At 73.8% G+C, this 14,091-nt stretch carries 14 protein-coding genes; 3 read left to right on the forward strand and 11 right to left on the reverse strand.

Annotation, left to right across the window (positions count from 1 at the left end; genetic code table 11):
- Positions 1 to 42 precede the first annotated feature (42 nt).
- A complete protein-coding gene (locus ACFV3R_RS13595; protein ID WP_385581106.1) occupies positions 43 to 1,299 on the forward strand; it encodes a TerD family protein in 1,257 nt (418 codons plus the stop codon).
- A 19-nt stretch (positions 1,300 to 1,318) separates the two neighbouring features.
- Here the strand turns inward: ACFV3R_RS13595 and ACFV3R_RS13600 are convergent, their stop codons facing one another.
- Positions 1,319 to 2,338, reverse strand: coding sequence for an MsnO8 family LLM class oxidoreductase (locus tag ACFV3R_RS13600; protein WP_385581109.1), 1,020 nt, complete (start codon positions 2,336 to 2,338; stop codon positions 1,319 to 1,321).
- 270 nt (positions 2,339 to 2,608) lie between these two features.
- Positions 2,609 to 4,102, reverse strand: a complete 1,494-nt coding sequence (locus ACFV3R_RS13605) for a hypothetical protein (protein WP_385580599.1) — start codon at positions 4,100 to 4,102, stop codon at positions 2,609 to 2,611.
- A gap of 331 nt (positions 4,103 to 4,433) precedes the next feature.
- Between ACFV3R_RS13605 and ACFV3R_RS13610 the strand changes: the two genes are divergently transcribed.
- Both ACFV3R_RS13610 and ACFV3R_RS13615 read left to right on the forward strand, forming a co-directional pair.
- A complete protein-coding gene (locus ACFV3R_RS13610) occupies positions 4,434 to 6,224 on the forward strand; it encodes an endonuclease/exonuclease/phosphatase family protein (protein ID WP_385580602.1) in 1,791 nt (596 codons plus the stop codon).
- Positions 6,225 to 6,333: 109 nt separating this feature from the next.
- Positions 6,334 to 6,546: a DUF4287 domain-containing protein gene (locus ACFV3R_RS13615; protein WP_385580605.1), complete on the forward strand. Its 213-nt coding sequence runs from the start codon at positions 6,334 to 6,336 to the stop codon at positions 6,544 to 6,546.
- A gap of 60 nt (positions 6,547 to 6,606) precedes the next feature.
- Here the strand turns inward: ACFV3R_RS13615 and ACFV3R_RS13620 are convergent, their stop codons facing one another.
- The 9 genes from ACFV3R_RS13620 to sufD all read right to left on the reverse strand — a co-directional run bounded on the left by ACFV3R_RS13620 (position 6,607) and on the right by sufD (position 13,870).
- Positions 6,607 to 7,659 carry an EI24 domain-containing protein gene (locus tag ACFV3R_RS13620; protein WP_385580608.1) on the reverse strand — a complete coding sequence of 351 codons (1,053 nt, stop codon included), beginning with the start codon at positions 7,657 to 7,659 and terminating at the stop codon, positions 6,607 to 6,609.
- Between the two features lie 156 nt (positions 7,660 to 7,815).
- A complete protein-coding gene (gene dapD, locus ACFV3R_RS13625) occupies positions 7,816 to 8,805 on the reverse strand; it encodes a 2,3,4,5-tetrahydropyridine-2,6-dicarboxylate N-succinyltransferase (RefSeq protein WP_385580610.1) in 990 nt (329 codons plus the stop codon).
- Positions 8,806 to 8,920: 115 nt separating this feature from the next.
- Positions 8,921 to 9,241 carry a DMT family transporter gene (locus tag ACFV3R_RS13630; RefSeq protein WP_385580613.1) on the reverse strand — a complete coding sequence of 107 codons (321 nt, stop codon included), beginning with the start codon at positions 9,239 to 9,241 and terminating at the stop codon, positions 8,921 to 8,923.
- A gap of 105 nt (positions 9,242 to 9,346) precedes the next feature.
- Entirely contained in the window at positions 9,347 to 9,703 is a 357-nt protein-coding gene (locus ACFV3R_RS13635) for a metal-sulfur cluster assembly factor (RefSeq protein ID WP_385580616.1), read from the reverse strand.
- Positions 9,700 to 10,158, reverse strand: a complete 459-nt coding sequence (gene sufU / locus ACFV3R_RS13640) for a Fe-S cluster assembly sulfur transfer protein SufU (RefSeq protein WP_385581111.1) — start codon at positions 10,156 to 10,158, stop codon at positions 9,700 to 9,702. Before sufU ends, ACFV3R_RS13635 begins: the two co-directional genes overlap by 4 nt.
- 19 nt (positions 10,159 to 10,177) lie before the next feature.
- A complete protein-coding gene (locus ACFV3R_RS13645; protein WP_385580620.1) occupies positions 10,178 to 11,434 on the reverse strand; it encodes a cysteine desulfurase in 1,257 nt (418 codons plus the stop codon).
- A gap of 112 nt (positions 11,435 to 11,546) precedes the next feature.
- The gene (sufC, locus tag ACFV3R_RS13650; protein ID WP_385580624.1) at positions 11,547 to 12,305 is read right to left on the reverse strand and encodes a Fe-S cluster assembly ATPase SufC; all 759 of its coding nucleotides are present in this window, start codon (positions 12,303 to 12,305) and stop codon (positions 11,547 to 11,549) included.
- A gap of 6 nt (positions 12,306 to 12,311) precedes the next feature.
- Positions 12,312 to 12,650: a non-heme iron oxygenase ferredoxin subunit gene (locus ACFV3R_RS13655; RefSeq protein ID WP_385580627.1), complete on the reverse strand. Its 339-nt coding sequence runs from the start codon at positions 12,648 to 12,650 to the stop codon at positions 12,312 to 12,314.
- Positions 12,647 to 13,870, reverse strand: a complete 1,224-nt coding sequence (sufD, locus tag ACFV3R_RS13660) for a Fe-S cluster assembly protein SufD (RefSeq protein ID WP_385580629.1) — start codon at positions 13,868 to 13,870, stop codon at positions 12,647 to 12,649. Before sufD ends, ACFV3R_RS13655 begins: the two co-directional genes overlap by 4 nt.
- Positions 13,871 to 14,091 lie beyond the last annotated feature (221 nt).

Raw genomic sequence — 14,091 nt, forward strand, 5'->3', positions numbered from 1 at the left:
AACCGCACAGGGCCGGCCACTCGTTGGGCCGACATGACCTCGATGACTCCCGGTTCCAACCTTCCGCTGTCGGTACCGCGCGTGGCGGTGACCGTCACGGCCCCCGTGCGGGTGGACGTCTCGGCCCTGCTGATCGCCGCCGACGGCAGGGTGCGCTCGGACGCGGACTTCGTCTTCTACAACCAGCCGAGCGGCCCGGGCGTCAACCACACCGCCGCGCCCACCGGCGACACGGTCACGGTGGACACCGCGCAGGTGCCCGCCGACGTGGAGAAGGTCGTGGTCACCGCGAGCCCGGACGCGCCCGGGGCCACCTTCGCCGGCACCGAACCGACCGCCACGGTCACCGACGCCGCCTCCGGTGCGGTCCTCGCCACGTTCACCCCGGCGCGGCTCGGCCCGGAGACGGCGCTGGTCTGCGTGGAGGTCTACCGCCGGGGCGGCGCCTGGAAGGTCCGGGCGGTCGGGCAGGGCTACGCCGACGGCCTGGCGGGCATCGCCACCGACTTCGGCGTGAGCGTCGAGGAGCCGGCCGCCGGGCCGCAGCCCCCCGCGGCGGCCCCGCAGGCCCCGCCCGCAGCACCGCCCGCCGCGCCGCCGCAGGCGCCCCCGGCACCACCCGCCGCTCCCCCGCAGGCTCCCCCGGCCGGCCAGTGGCCCGCCCCGGCCGGACCGCCGGCGGCTGCTGCGCCGCCCCCGCCCGCGCCGCCGGCCGGCCCCGCCAAGGTCAACCTCGACAAGGGCCGGGTCAGCCTCCGGAAGAACCAGACCGTCTCGCTGGTCAAGGGCGGGCAGCCGCTGCTGGGATCGGTGCGCATGGGGCTCGGCTGGGAGCCGGCCTTCCGCGGCAAGGACGTGGACCTGGACGCCTCGGTGATCGTCTACGGCCCGGACCGCGGCAAGATCGACAACTGCTACTTCGGGAAGCTCGCCATCCTCGACGGTGCCATCCAGCACTCCGGCGACAACCTCACCGGTGAGGGCGCGGGCGACGACGAGGCCATCACCGTCCACCTGGGCGGTCTTCCGCCCCAGGCCACCGGGCTGGTGTTCACCGTCAACTCCTTCACCGGCCAGAAGTTCACGGAGGTCGCCAAGGCCTACTGCCGGCTGCTGGACGCCCACTCCGGCGAGGAACTGGTCCGCTTCGACCTGACCGGCTCCGAGCCCCGCACCGGCGTCCTGATGGCCAAGTTCATCCGCCAGTACTCCGGCGAGTGGGAGATGACGGCGCTGGGCACGTTCGTGGACGCCCGCACCGTACGCGGCATGACGGAACCGGGCGCCCGGGCCCTGTGAGCGCCGGCGGGCCGGGGCCCTACGCCCGCCCCGCCCAGGCCCCCGCGAGCAGCTCGTAGGAGGTGCGGACCGCCGCCGGGTCGTGGGTGCTGGTGGTCAGCAGCAGCTCGTCGGCGCCGAGGTCGGCCAGGTCGGCGTCGAGCCGGTCGGCGACCTCCTCGGCGGAGCCCGCGACCTGCCCGGCCAGCTGCCGCTCGTAGAGCTCCGTCTCCCGGGCGCCCGCGTCCTGCCCGAGCTGCCGCAGGACGCTCTCCACCGGGTCCAGCGGCGGGAAGCTGCCCCGGGTGCGCGCCTGCGCCATGGCCCATGCCTCGGGAGCGGCGAGCCGCCGGGCCTCCTGGCGGGTCGGGGCGGCCATGACGGTGGCGGAGAGGACGAGGTGGGGGCGGTGCCACAGCGGTGAGGGCGTGAAGGCCGCCCGGTAGAGCCCGACGGCCTCCCGCAGCGCCTCCCGGCCCCGCACCTCGCCGATGACCAGGGCCAGCCCGGCCCGGCCGGCAATCTCCGCACCCGCACCGGTGGCGAGGACGAAGACCGGCGGCCGGAGCCCCTCGGCGGGCCTGGCGTGGACCTGCGGGTGGTCGCGCGGACCGCCGGTGAAGTAGGCGACCAGCTCGGCGAGGTCGTGGGGGAAGTTCTCGGCGGCGTCCCGGCCGGCACCCAGCGCGCGGCGGATCCCGTCGGTGAAGGCGACCGAGCGGCCCAGCCCTACGTCGATCCGGCCGGGGAAGAGCGCCTCCAGCACCCCGAACTGCTCCGCCACCACCAGCGGCCGGTGGTTGGGGAGCATCACGCCGCCGGTCCCCACCCGCAGGGTCGTCGTGGCCGAGGCGACGGCGGCCGCCAGGACCGTCGGGGCGGAGCCGGCCACTCCGGGCACACCGTGGTGCTCGGCGACCCAGAACCGGTGGTACCCCAGCCCCTCGACGTGGCGGGCCAGGGCCACCGTCTCGCGCAGGGCCTCCCCCTCGGGGCGTCCGGCGCGGACGCGGGAGCGGTCCAGCACGGACACCGGGACCCGGCCCCCGCCCGCCCGCACCTGCGCTCCCGGCGGGCCCGAGGAGGGCTGCCGGGGCGGGGCGGGCTGCGGGGGTGTCGGTACGGCGGCGCTCACCCCGGGCACAACACCGGCGGACCGGCCGCGATTCCACCGCCGGCCGCCGGCCGCCGGCCACCGGCGACCGGCGACCGCTCACCGGGAGCGCGGCGCCCGGGTCCCGGCGGCCGGGCTCAGTGGTGCGCATGGCCGCCGCTGCCGGGGCCGGCCGCCCTGCCGGGAGGCCGCGGGCCGGGGAGGCCGCCCGGGGCCTCAGGCCCCCTGTGCGGAACGGGCCTTGAACGCCGCCTTGCGGGCGGCCTTGGCCACGCCGCGGTCGGGGTGGAGGCGGCCCATGGCCTCCAGGACGTCCGCGGTGGCGGGGTGGCCGACCCGCCACGCCTTGTCGAAGAAGCCGCTGTGCTGGTCCACCAGCCCCTCGACCAGCGCCCGCAGGTCCGGCGACTCGGCGTCCACGACCCGGGTCTGTGCCGCCAGGGTGTCGATGGTCAGCCAGAAGACCATCTCCTCCCCCGGGGGCGGGACGTCGGCCACGCCCCGCTCGCTGAGCCAGACCCGCGCCAGGCCGCCCAGGTGCGGGTCGTCGAGCACCTCGCGCAGCGCGGGCTCCGCCTCCATGCCGACCAGGGCGAGCATCTGCTGGCAGGTGAGCCGGCGCAGCGGACCGTCGCCGTCCTCGCCCCGCGCGGCGGCGAGCAGCTCGCGGGCGGCCTCCGGAGCGGGCCGCCGGGCCAGCCACATCTCGGCCTCGGTGCGGGCCGCCGCCTCGGGGTGCCCGGCAACACCGGCCAGGAGGTCGGCGGCGTCGGCCTCGGCGAGGTCGCCGACGAGCGGCACCCGCATGCCCGCCTCGGCCAGCCGCGTCCGGACGCCGAACAGGCCGAGCGGGGTGAGGCGCACCATGCCGTAGCGGGCGACGTCCTCCTCCCCGGGCCCCTCGGCGGCCTGCGCCGCGCTCTCCTCGCCGTCCTCGGACAGCTCCTCCAGCAGCTCCTCGTCGACCGGACGGTAGGCGAGCAGGCCGACCGGTTCGAGGAGGCGGAACTGGTCGTCGAGGCGCATCATGACCTCCGACACCTCCTCCAGGACGGCGTCGGTGGGCTCGTTCATGTCGTCGGGGACGACGACGGAGGCCGCGAGCGCCGGCAGCGGCACCTCGGCACCGGGGTCCTCGCTGAGGGCGGTGAGCAGGTACAGGCTGCCGAGCACCGCGTCGAGCTGGTCGGCCTCGGCGTCCGGGTCCCAGTCGACGGCGTCCAGGTCGATCTCGTCGCCGGCCACGATCTGGTCGGCGAACTGCGACAGGTCGGGGGCGGCGGCCTCGATCAGCGTGGTCTCCGCCGCGGTGAGCCACAGGTCCAGGACGTCCCTCGGGCTGCCGCCGGTGAGATGCGCCAGCGCCTCGCCGGCGGTGGCGGTGGCCACGGCGACCTCCTCGTCCTGCGCCGGAAGGGCCTCGTCCTCGGCCCCGGCGTCCTCCGCCACGTCGACGAGACCGGTGTCCAGCGCGATCTGCCAGGCGTCGGCGGTGTCCGCCAGACCGTCCTCGCCCGTCAGCCCGAGGTGGTCCGAGGCCTCGGCCAGCTGACTGGCCAGGAGGTCGCCGCCGTACCCGACGCGGATTCCGTCGCCGACCCAGCGTGCCAGCCGCGCTGCCCGGGCGAACTGTGGGGCGTTGAGCGCTTCCCGCGCCAGTTCGGCCTCCGCGGGAAGCCGGACCGGGGGCAACGAGCGGTCTTCGGGCATCGGGGGGTCAGCTCCTTGGGGGGGTACGACGGACGTGCGCGCCCCAGCGTAGACGGAGCGGGGGCCCGGCCCCGACCGTTCACCCGACGGCCACCCCGACACCCCTGGGCATGCTTGACAACTGCCGTTCGCAGGCAAGAGATTGACGCGCGTAGCGGCATGACGCGTACACATCGTACGAGGGTGTGCGGATCTGCCGCCCGGCGTCCGGCACGTCCCCGGGGGCCGGCCCTCCCCCGTCCCGAAAGGCCCGCCCGTGCCGCTTCGCCCCGCTCCCGCCGCACCGCCTCGGTCCTCCGCTTCCCGGCGCGCTCCGCGGGGCGCGACCCGGGTGGCGCTCGCCACGGCCGTCGCCCTCGCCGCCGGTCTCACCGTCTGCCCGCCCGCCACCGCCGCCGGCGTCCGCATCCACGACGTCCAGGGCACCACCCGCCTCTCCCCGCTGGCCGGCACCACCGTGTCCGAGGTGCCCGGGGTGGTCACGGCGGTGCGCTCCTTCGGCTCCTCGCGCGGCTTCTGGATACAGGACCCGGCCCCGGACGACGACCCGGCCACCAGCGAGGGCCTGTTCGTCTTCACCGGCTCCACCACGCCGAAGCTTTCGGTGGGGGACGCGGTGCTGGTCTCCGGACGGGTCAGCGAGTACTACCCGGGCGGCGCCTCGGCCGGCGGCCAGTCGCTGACCGAGCTGAGCGGCGCGACCTGGACGGTCACCTCGTCCGGCAACCCGCTGCCGGCCGCGGCCCCGGTGAACGCCGCCACCCTCCCGGCCCGCTGGGCGCCCGACACCGGTGGCGGTTCGCTGGAGCCGCTGCCACTGCGTCCCGCCCGGTACGCCCTGGACCGGTACGAGTCGCTGGAGGGCATGCGGGTCGCGGTCAGCGACGCTCCCGTCGTCGGCCCCAGCAACACGTACCACGAGCTGTGGGTGACGGCCGATCCCGCGCGGCACCGCACCGCCCGCGGCGGCGTGCTCTACGACTCCTACCGCGACCCCAACGCCGCGCGCCTGAAGGTGACCTCCCTGCTGCCCCTGGCCACCGACCCGTTCCCCACCGCGAACGTCGGCGACGAGCTGACCGGCACCACCTCCGGGCCGCTGGACTACGACAGCTTCGGCGGCTACACCCTCGCCGCGACCGCCGTGGGCGGGCTCGCGCACGGCACCACGGCCCCCGAGGTGACCCGGCCCGCTGCGGCCGACCAGCTCTCGGTGGCCACCTACAACGTCGAGAACCTCTCGCCGAAGAACCCGCAGGCGAAGTTCGACCGGCTCGCCTCGGCCCTGGTCACCAACCTCGCCTCGCCCGACATCGTCTCCCTGGAGGAGGTGCAGGACGACGACGGGGCCACCGACGACGGCGTGGTGGGCGCGGGCGCGACGCTGACGAAGCTCACCGACGCGATCGCGGCGGCGGGCGGCCCGGCCTACCGGTGGCGTTCGATCGACCCCGTCGACGACAGCGACGGCGGCGAGCCGGGCGGCAACATCCGCAACGTCTTCCTCTACAACCCCGAGCGGGTCTCCTTCACCGACGTCCCGGGCGGCACCGCCACCACGGGCGTGAGCGTCACCGGCACCGCGAAGGCACCTGCCCTCACCGCCTCCCCCGGCCGGATCGCCCCCACCGACGCCGCCTGGAAGGACAGCCGCAAGCCGCTGGTGGGCCAGTTCTCCTTCCGGGGCAAGCCGGTGTTCGTCGTCGCCTGCCACTTCAACTCCAAGGGCGGCGACCAGGGGCTGGACAGCCGCTTCCAGCCGCCGGCGCGCTCCTCGGAGACCCAGCGGGTGGCGCAGGCCCGCCTGGTGAACGGCTTCGTGCGCCGGCTTCTGGACGTCTCGCCGAAGGCCGACATGGTGGTCGCCGGCGACCTCAACGACTACCAGTTCTCCCCGGCGCTGGGCGCCCTCACCGCCGGCGGCGCCCTCACCGACCTGGTACGCAAGCTGCCCCGGGACGAACGCTACGGCTACGTCTACAACGGCAACTCCCAGGTCCTGGACCACATCCTGACCGGCCCCGGCCTGCACCACCCCGACTACGACATCGTCCACGTCAACGCGGAGTTCGCCGACCAGGCCAGCGACCACGACCCGCAGGTGGTACGGGTCCGGCCGTGACGGAGCGGGCGGCGCGGCCGCACCGGCCGCCCCGCGGGCCGCGTGCCCTGCGGGGGCGGAGCGGGTGCGGCCGCGCCGCGTTGTCAGTGGCCCGTGCCACTCTTCGGGTATGACGAACACCGTGAAGGGCCCCGCCAGTTACTTCCCCTCCATCGAGAGGACGTACGGCCGTCCGATCGCCGAGTGGAAGACGCTCATCCACGCCTCGCCCCTCACCCGGCACATGGAGCTGGTGGGCTGGCTGAAGACCGAGCACGGCATGGGGCACGGGCACGCCAACGCCCTGGTGGCCCACACCCTCGCCGAGTCCGGCGGCGCGTAGGGGCCCCGCGGCGACCTGCCGGCCGGGCCCGGCCGCGCACGAGAGAGCGGCGGGCTCGGCTCACCTGCCGGCCGGCGGCCCCTGCGGCGGCTGCGGGGGCGGGTACGCCGACCGCGGGTCAGGCTGCCCGTACGGCTGCTGACCGTACGGCTGGGCCTGCGGCGGCTGCGGCCACTGCTGCGGTGCCTGGGGCCGGGCCGGGGGCACGGGCGCCTGCTTCTGCTGCGGCGTGGCGTAGGGGTTCGCGGCCGGGTGCGCCTGCGGGTAGGGCCCCGGGGCCGGGGCGTACGGGCCGGGTGCCGCCGGCGGCGCGCCGTACGGCTGGGGCGTCCCGTCGGCGGCCTGCCGGGGGCCGGCGGCCTCGCCCGGCCCGTCCTCGGCGCCGGTGAGGTCGCGCACCAGCAGCGCCGCGCCGGCGACCGCGCCCGGCATCAGCACCACGGCGACCAGCGGCACCAGGAACGCCAGCACGTAGGGCGTGCCGAAGCCCACGGCCAGCGCCTTGCGGCGGCGGAGCAGGGCCATGCGTTCCCGTACCGGGATGTCCCGGCGCTGCATGGCCACACTGGCCAGTTCCAGCGTCAGGAAGAAGCCGGAGACCAGGAAGCCCACGGCCGGCACCACGGACTGCCCGACGGCCGGGACGAAGCCCAGCACGAAGAAGAGCAGCCCGAACCCGACCGCCCGCAGCAGCACGTACACGGAGTCGGCGATGCCGCGCCACAGCTCGGTGTACCAGGGGCGGTCCGGACCGGCCGGGCAGTACCCCTCGGACTCCTCGACGGCCTCCGAGAGCCGCTCGTAGAAGGGTTCGCCGACCATCAGCGTCACCGCGGTGAAGGCGAGCACCCCGAAGGCGAGGGCGGCGGCGAAGAGGAGGAAGACGAAGACGCCGCGCAGCAGCCCGGCCCACGGGCTGCTCCAGTCGTCGGCGAACGGGGTGGCCCAGGTGACCAGGTCGGTGCCCCACAGCGCCAGCGCCACCAGCAGCAGGCCGTTCAGGACGAGTGTGACGAGGGCCGGCAGCAACCCGAAGCCCCACCACCGGCCGTGCTGGAAGACCCAGCGCTGTCCCTTCCCCACGTACCGCAGCCCGGTCACCAGATCACGCATGCCGCTCACCCTATCGGCGGTCCCCGCAGGCGCCGGGCGGTCGCCGGTAACGGCTTCGCCACAGCGCCCCGCCCCCGGGGCGGACGCACGGCGGCCCGGCGGGAGGGGCGTCCTCCCGCCGGGCCGCCGCGTGAAGCGCCGGACCGACCGCCCGGGTCAGTCGTTGTGGTGCAGTGCCGCGTTCAGGCCGCCCCAGGAGCCGGTGCGCGGCAGCGCCTCGACGGTACCGGTGGTGGAGTTGCGGCGGAAGAGGAGGTTGTCGGCGCCGCTGAGCTCGGCGGCCTTGACCACCGCGCCGTCGGGCAGGGTGACGCGGGTGCCGGCGGTGACGTACAGGCCGGCCTCCACGATGCAGTCGTCGCCCAGGGCGATGCCGATGCCGGCCTCGGCGCCCAGCAGGGTCCGCTCGCCGATGGAGACGATCTGCTTGCCGCCGCCGGAGAGGGTGCCCATGATCGACGCGCCGCCGCCGATGTCGGAGCCGTCACCGACGACCACCCCCGCGGAGATGCGGCCCTCGACCATGGAGGCGCCCAGCGTCCCGGCGTTGAAGTTGACGAAGCCCTCGTGCATCACGGTGGTGCCGGACGCCAGGTGCGCGCCGAGGCGGGCCCGGTCGGCGTCGGCGAGGCGGACGCCGGCGGGGGCCACGTAGTCGGTCATCCGCGGGAACTTGTCGACGCTGGTGACCTGGAGGTGGAGGCCCTCGGCGCGCGCGTTGAGGCGCACCGTCTCCAGCTGGTCGACGGCGACGGGGCCCAGCGAGGTCCACGCGACGTTGGCCAGCAGGCCGAACATGCCGTCGAGGTTCTGGCCGTGCGGCTGGACCAGCCGGTGGCTGAGCAGGTGGAGCCTCAGGTAGATGTCGTGGGTGTCCAGCGGCTTGTCCTCCAGGGAGGCGATGACCGTGCGGACGGCGACGATTTCCACGCCGCGGCGCGGGTCGGGACCGAGCGCCGCGGGCGCCGCCTCCCCCAGCAGTTCGGCGGCGCGCTCGGCGCTCAGCCGCTCGCTGCCGGCGGGGCCGGGCTCGGCGACGAGTTCGGGCGCGGGGAACCAGGTGTCCAGGACGGTGCCGTCGGCGGCGAGGGTGGCGAGTCCGGCGGCGACGGCGCCGGTGGTGCGGGAGGCTGCGGCTTCGGTCATGAGGGAAAACCTAACCGGCCGGGCCTCCCGGAGGCGAACCCGGTCCGCCGGGTGGTCGTGCCCGGCTGCGCGGGCCCCGCCGCGGGCCGCCCGGCCTGCGCGCGGGCCGGGCCGGTCAGTGCGCGTCGCCGAGGTTGAGCACGATCACCCCCGCGATGACCAGCAGGATTCCGCCGATGCGGGTGGCGCTCGCGCCCTCGCCGAGGAAGAGCATGCCCAGCGCCGCGATGACCGCGGTACCGGCGCCGGACCAGATGGCGTAGGCGGTGCCGACGTTCATCGTCTTCAGGGTGCGGGCCAGCAGGACGAAGGCCACCAGGTACCCGACCGCGGTCCCGACCGACGGCCACAGGCGACTGAAGTTGTCGCTGAGCTTCATGCAGGTGGTCGCCAGGACCTCTGCGAGGATCGCTCCCGCCAGTGTCAGGTACGCCATGCCCCGAGCCTACGCAGCCGTCGGGAGCCCGGACACACCGATCCCGCCGGGCGCCAAGTGCCCGGCGGGATCGGGGAGCTGCGGGACGGTGCCCGCGGCGGTGTCTCAGACGTTGAAGCCGAGCGCGCGGAGCTGCTCGCGGCCGTCGTCGGTGATCTTGTCCGGGCCCCACGGGGGCATCCAGACCCAGTTGATCTTCAGTTCGTTGACGATGCCGTCGGTGGCCGACCTCGCCTGGTCCTCGATGACGTCGGTCAGCGGGCAGGCCGCCGAGGTCAGCGTCATGTCGACGGTGGCGATGTTGTTGTCGTCGATGTGCAGGCCGTAGATGAGGCCCAGGTTGACGACGTCGATGCCGAGCTCGGGGTCGACCACGTCGTAGAGCGCCTCGCGGAGCTCCTCCTCGGTGGCCGGCTTGGTGGTCGGCGCGTCGGCGGCGGTGCCCGCCGGGGTGTCGGTCATGGTGTCGTTGCCTCCTCGGAGAGGGCCTTGGCGGTGGCGTCCTTCCAGGCCATCCAGCTCAGCAAGGCGCACTTGACACGGGCGGGGTACTTGGAGACACCGGCGAAGGCCACGGCGTCCTCCAGCACCTCCTCCATCGCGTCGTCGGGTTCGATCTGGCCGCGGGACTGCATCAGCTCCAGGAAGGTCTCCTGGACCCGCTGCGCCTCGGCGAGCGGTTTGCCGACCAGCAGTTCGTTCAGCACCGAGGCACTGGCCTGGCTGATGGAACAGCCCTGCCCCTCGTAGCTGACGTCGCCGATGGTCGAGCCGTCCAGCTTCACGCGGAGGGTGATCTCGTCCCCGCAGGTCGGGTTGACGTGGTGCACCTCGGCGTCGCCGTCGCGCAGACCCCGGCCGTGCGGGTTCTTGTAGTGGTCCAGGATGACTTCCTGGTACATGGAGTCCAGCTTCACGACTGACAAGTCTCCACCCTCATCCGAAGAAGTTACGGACGTGCTCCAGCCCCTCGGCCAGGGCGTCGACCTCGGCCGGAGTGGAGTACAGATAGAACGACGCTCGCGTGGTCGCGGGAATTCCGTACCGCAGGCAGACCGGCCGCGCGCAGTGGTGTCCGACGCGTACCGCGATGCCCTGCTCGTCGAGGACCTGCCCCACGTCGTGGGGGTGGATGTCGCCCAGGGTGAAGGAGATCGCGGCGCCCCGGTCCTCGGCGGTCGCCGGACCGATGATCCGCAGGTCGGGGACGTCCAGGAGCCTCTTCACCGCGTACTCGGTGAGTGCGTGCTCGTGGGCGGCGATCTTCTCCAGGCCGATCGAGGAGAGGTAGTCCACGGCCGCGCCGAGCCCGACGGCCTGCGCGATCGGGGGCGTGCCCGCCTCGAACTTGTGGGGCGCCGGGGCGTAGGTGGAGGACTGCATCGAGACGGTCTCGATCATCTCGCCGCCGCCGAGGAACGGCGGCAGGTCCTCCAGCAGTTCCTGCCGGCCCCACAGCACGCCGATGCCGTCCGGGCCGCACATCTTGTGGCCGGTGAAGGCGACGAAGTCCGCCTGGAGCGCCTGGACGTCCAGCGGCATGTGCGGCGCGGCCTGCGAGGCGTCGATCACCACCAGGGCGCCGACCTCCTGGGCGCGGCGCACGATCGCCTCGACCGGGTTGACGGTGCCCAGGATGTTGGAGACCAGCACGAAGGAGACGACCTTGGTGCGCTCGGTGATGACCTGCTCGATGTTCGACAGGTCGAGCCGGCCGTCGTCGGTGAGGCCGAACCACCGCAGCTTCGCGCCGGTGCGCTGCGAGAGCAGCTGCCACGGCACGATGTTGGAGTGGTGCTCCATCTCCGTGATGACGATCTCGGTCTCGTCGTCCACCCGGTAGGGCTCGTCGGCCCAGCCGAGCATGTTGGCCACGAGGTTGAGGGACTCGGAGGCGTTCTTGGTGAAGATCACCTCGTCGCGGCTGGGCGCGTTGACGAAGGCCGCGACCTTGTCGCGGGCACCCTCGTACGCAGCCGTGGCCTCCTCGGCCAGCACGTGCACGCCGCGGTGGACGTTGGCGTTGTGCTGTTCGTAGTGCGCGTTCAGTACGTCGAGCACCTGGCGCGGCTTCTGCGAGGTCGCCGCGTTGTCCAGGTACACGAGCTTCTTCCCGTCGTGGACCCTGCGGTCCAGGATGGGGAAGTCCTTACGGATCGCCTCGGTGTCGAGGAGGCCCGGCAGCTCGCTCACGCCTCAACTCCTCCGTTCGCACCACCGCGTGTGCGGCAGGTGGGATGGGTGCCCGCCGGTGTGGGCGGGCCCGGGTGGGCGGCCCGCGGCCCGGCGGGCCGCGGGTCGATGGTCACTGTGCGGCCTTGACGTACGCCTCGTAGCCCTCGGCCTCCAACTTGTCGGCGAGCTCGGGGCCGCCGGACTCGGCGATGCGGCCGGCCGCGAAGACGTGGACGTGGTCGGGCTTGATGTAGCGCAGGATCCGGGTGTAGTGCGTGATCAGCAGGGTGCCGACCTCGCCCGACTCGCGGACGCGGTTGACGCCCTCGGAGACGATGCGCAGCGCGTCCACGTCGAGGCCGGAGTCGGTCTCGTCGAGGATGGCCACGGCCGGCTTGAGCAGTTCGAGCTGGAGGATCTCGTGGCGCTTCTTCTCACCGCCGGAGAAGCCCTCGTTGACGTTGCGCTCGGCGAAGGCCGGGTCCATGTTGAGGCGCTCCATGGCCTCCTTGACCTCCTTGACCCAGGTGCGGAGCTTGGGTGCCTCGCCGCGCACGGCGGTGGCGGAGGTGCGCAGGAAGTTGGAGACGGAGACGCCGGGGACCTCGACGGGGTACTGCATGGCGAGGAAGACGCCGGCGCGGGCGCGCTCGTCGACGCTCATGGCGAGGACGTCCTCGCCGTCGAGGGTGACGGTGCCGCCGGTCACGGTGTACTTGGGGTGGCCGGCCAGCGAGTAGGCCAGGGTGGACTTGCCGGAGCCGTTGGGGCCCATGATGGCGTGCGTCTCGCCCTGCTTCACGGTCAGGTCGACGCCCTTCAGGATCTCGCGCGGGCCGTTCTCGGCGTCCACGGAGACGTGCAGGTCGTGGATCTCAAGGGTTGCCATAGGGACTCAGGACTCCTGGGTGACGGAGACGAGCACAGCCGCGTCGGGGCCGTCTCCTTCGATCTTTACGGGGTACACGGGGACGGGCTGCGTGGCGGGCAGGGAGTTGGGCTTGCCGGTGCGCAGGTCGAAGGTCGACCCGTGCAGCCAGCACTCGATGGCACAGTCCTCCACCTCGCCCTCGGACAGCGAGACGTTGGCGTGGGAGCAGATGTCGTTGATCGCGTACACCTCTCCCTGCGTGCGCACCACCGAGACGGGGACGCCGTCGAGTTCCACCCGCTTGGGGGTGTCCTCCGCCAGCTCTCCGAGGGCGCACACGCGGTGGAAGTCGGCGGTGCTCATGCGACCGACGCCTCCAGTTCCACGTCGATCTTGGCGAGCAGGCGCTCCTCGACGTCCTCGACGCCGATCTGCTGGACGAGCTCGGCGAAGAAGCCGCGGACGACCAGGCGGCGCGCCTCGTTCTCCGGGATGCCGCGGGCCATCAGGTAGAAGAGCTGTTCGTCGTCGAAGCGGCCGGTGGCCGAGGCGTGGCCGGCTCCGACGATCTCGCCGGTCTCGATCTCCAGGTTGGGCACCGAGTCCACCCGCGCGCCGTCGGTGAGGACGAGGTTGCGGTTGAGCTCGTAGGTGTCCGTGCCGGTGGCCTTGGCGCGGATCAGCACGTCGCCGATCCACACGGCGTGGGCGGCCTCGCCCTGCAGCGCGCCCTTGTAGGCCACGTTGGAGCGGCAGTTGGGGGCCTCGTGGTCGACGAAGAGGCGGTGCTCCTGGTGCTGGCCGTTGTCGGTGAAGTACAGGCCGTAGAACTCGGCCTCACCGCCGGGGCCGGCGTAGTCCACCCGGGGGTGGAGCCGGACCAGGTCGCCGCCGAAGGTGACGATCACGGACTTGAAGGAGGCGTCGCGGCCGACGAGCGCGTTGTGCTGTCCGGCGTGGACGGCGGTGTCGTCCCAGTCCTGGACGGAGACGACGGTCAGCTTCGCGCCGTCGCCGAGCAGGTAGTCGACGTTGGCGGCGACGGTGGCGTCACCGGTGTGGTCGATGACGACGACGGCCTCGGCGAACGCGCCCAGCTCGATCACCTGGTGCCCGTAGGCCACGCCGCCCTCGCCGTGCACCGAGATGCGCACCGGCTCGCTCAGCACGGTCTCCTTGGGCACCGAGACGACGGTGGCCTTCTCGAAGGAGCTGTAGGCCTGGGCCGCGACGCGGTCGGCGGGCACGCCGCCCTTGCCGACGCGGGCGTCCTCACGGCCGACGGTCTCCACGCTCACGCCCTGCGGCGCCTGGACCTCCACGCGGACGCCGCCGGTGGCCTGGGCGCTGCCGTCGTGCAGCCCCTTGAGCCGCTCCAGCGGGGTGAAGCGCCACTCCTCCTCGCGACCGTGCGGCACGGGGAAGTCCGCCACGTCGTAGGACGGCGGGGCGCTCGTGCGGGTGGCGATGGTGGACTCGCCGGCCACCGCGATGGCGCCGGCGGTGGTCGAGCCCACCGGCGGGGTGCCCCCCTCGGCCGAAGCCTCTCGCAGGTCCTCGGGGGAGTTCTGAGCCTCAGCCATGGCTGTCGTCGTGCTCACTTTCTCGTCTAACGGTCGCGGGTGGTCGCTGGTGCGCCGCGGATGATGGTGCGGGTCGGGGGACGGGGCGCGGGGCCCCCCCGGCCCGGCGGCGCGCGGGGGCCCCCCGCCGCCCCCCCCCCCCCCCCCACAGAACGCGGAAAAACCCGGTGGGGGCACAGGGGTGGAACAAAGGCGACCACGCGGGCGGGGGGGACAAAAAA

This window comes from Streptomyces sp. NPDC059740 (genome assembly GCF_042733155.1).
In the GTDB taxonomy this organism is placed as follows: domain Bacteria; phylum Actinomycetota; class Actinomycetes; order Streptomycetales; family Streptomycetaceae; genus Streptomyces.

Coding starts and splice junctions, on each gene's coding strand:
- ACFV3R_RS13595 (WP_385581106.1), top strand. CDS start 43: ATGACTCCCGGTTCCAACCTTCCGCTGTCGGTACCGCGCGTGGCGGTG.
- ACFV3R_RS13605 (WP_385580599.1), bottom strand. CDS start 4,102: ATGCCCGAAGACCGCTCGTTGCCCCCGGTCCGGCTTCCCGCGGAGGCC.
- ACFV3R_RS13615 (WP_385580605.1), top strand. CDS start 6,334: ATGACGAACACCGTGAAGGGCCCCGCCAGTTACTTCCCCTCCATCGAG.
- ACFV3R_RS13620 (WP_385580608.1), bottom strand. CDS start 7,659: ATGCGTGATCTGGTGACCGGGCTGCGGTACGTGGGGAAGGGACAGCGC.
- dapD (WP_385580610.1), bottom strand. CDS start 8,805: ATGACCGAAGCCGCAGCCTCCCGCACCACCGGCGCCGTCGCCGCCGGA.
- ACFV3R_RS13630 (WP_385580613.1), bottom strand. CDS start 9,241: ATGGCGTACCTGACACTGGCGGGAGCGATCCTCGCAGAGGTCCTGGCG.
- ACFV3R_RS13635 (WP_385580616.1), bottom strand. CDS start 9,703: ATGACCGACACCCCGGCGGGCACCGCCGCCGACGCGCCGACCACCAAG.
- sufC (WP_385580624.1), bottom strand. CDS start 12,305: ATGGCAACCCTTGAGATCCACGACCTGCACGTCTCCGTGGACGCCGAG.
- ACFV3R_RS13655 (WP_385580627.1), bottom strand. CDS start 12,650: ATGAGCACCGCCGACTTCCACCGCGTGTGCGCCCTCGGAGAGCTGGCG.
- sufD (WP_385580629.1), bottom strand. CDS start 13,870: ATGGCTGAGGCTCAGAACTCCCCCGAGGACCTGCGAGAGGCTTCGGCC.